This window comes from Thiolapillus sp., from assembly GCF_048562965.1.
GTDB classification, from domain to species: domain Bacteria; phylum Pseudomonadota; class Gammaproteobacteria; order Chromatiales; family Chromatiaceae; genus Thiolapillus; species Thiolapillus brandeum_A.
In genome coordinates, this window is record NZ_JBHNMF010000822.1 from 1 (window position 1) to 1,296 (window position 1,296).

Annotated in this window: 2 protein-coding genes; one reads left to right on the top strand and one right to left on the bottom strand. The window is 57.8% G+C overall.

Features of this window, described 5'->3' with window-relative positions:
- Positions 1 to 247, bottom strand: a 247-nt coding sequence (locus ACOCD2_RS20360) for an SOS response-associated peptidase family protein (RefSeq protein WP_293702678.1), incomplete at its 3' end; no start/stop codon positions are given.
- A 9-nt stretch (positions 248 to 256) separates the two neighbouring features.
- Between ACOCD2_RS20360 and ACOCD2_RS20365 the strand changes: the two genes are divergently transcribed.
- The gene (locus tag ACOCD2_RS20365) at positions 257 to 1,165 is read left to right on the top strand and encodes a 1-aminocyclopropane-1-carboxylate deaminase/D-cysteine desulfhydrase (protein ID WP_293650279.1); all 909 of its coding nucleotides are present in this window, start codon (positions 257 to 259) and stop codon (positions 1,163 to 1,165) included.
- Positions 1,166 to 1,296 lie beyond the last annotated feature (131 nt).

Below are 1,296 nucleotides of genomic sequence, written 5' to 3' on the forward strand. Positions count from 1 at the left end.
GCTTCTTGGCCAGGGTTTCGCGCCGGGCGTTGATCATGTGACTGGCTATGCGCCGGTCCTTGCACCAGGAGGGCAGCAGCCCCCATTGCAGATTAACGCCTTTGCGACCGCCATCGGCCAGCTGCACGACATTGAGTATCGACTGCCCCGGTGTTAATGTTGTAGCTGATCTCGTATTCGGAAAGGCCTGGCAGTTGAAAATGCGCGATGATTTCCTGTTGTGAAGCGAATAGATTGTAGCGACCACACATGCAAGATGCTCCCGGAACTTATCGATCTGGAAAAACAGTTCAAACCATCCACATTGACCCGGATCGTGGATCCCCGACTGGACCAGTTTAACATCGAACTGTGGATGAAGCGCGACGATTTACTGCATCCCATCATATCCGGAAACAAATGGCGGAAACTGAAATTTATTCTGCAGGATGTCCTGAGCGGCGGTTTCCATACCGTGGTCAGTATGGGCGGTGCGTACTCCAATCATCTCCATGCCCTGGCCTGCATTGGGCAGAAGCTGGACATCAAAACCATCGGCCTGGTGCGGGGGGAAGCGCCGGCGGTCTGGAACCCGACGCTGCGCGACCTCGAGCGCTGGGGCATGCAGCTGCGCTTCGTTTCCCGCGGCGCCTACCGGAAGCTGCGGGAATACCAGCGCCCAGATTCCCTGCCGGGTTTGACTCCCGGACAGTACTGGCTGCCCGAGGGCGGCTCTGTGAAACTTGCGCTGGCCGGGGTCGCCGAGGCCATCGCGGAGATCGATATGCCCTATGACACCATCTGCGTCCCCTGCGGCACGGGCACGACCCTGGCCGGCATCATCGGAGCGCTGCCGGCCAGAGCCACGGCGATCGGCTTTGCGGCATTGAAAAACGCCGGTTTTCTGCAGCAGGATGTCAGGCGATTTCTGGTCATGCCGGAGTTGCAGCAGCCGCGCTGGCATATCGAACAGCGCTATCATTTCGGCGGCTTCGGCAAAAGCGATGTCCGTCTTCAGACGTTTATCGATAATTTTATCCGCTGCACAGGGATACCCCTGGAACCCGTCTATACAGGAAAGATGCTGTATGGCATCTACGATTTGATCGAAAGGGGCTTTTTTCGCCCGGGACAGCGCATCGTCGTCCTGCATACCGGCGGCCTGCAGGGAAGCAGGGAGGAATGATGCAGAGAATCCTGGAACCGGAACTGATGGAGGAAGCCGCACAGGTCAAGGCCTATGCCGAAGCCGGCTTTAGCGAACCGCACGGACATTTTATCGAGCTGCTGAAAGCCGCCATCGATGATCCGGCTTTT

What these genes read in the sequence shown, in the direction of transcription:
- ACOCD2_RS20365 (WP_293650279.1), top strand. Translation starts at nt 257, where the DNA reads ATGCTCCCGGAACTTATCGATCTGGAAAAACAGTTCAAACCATCCACA.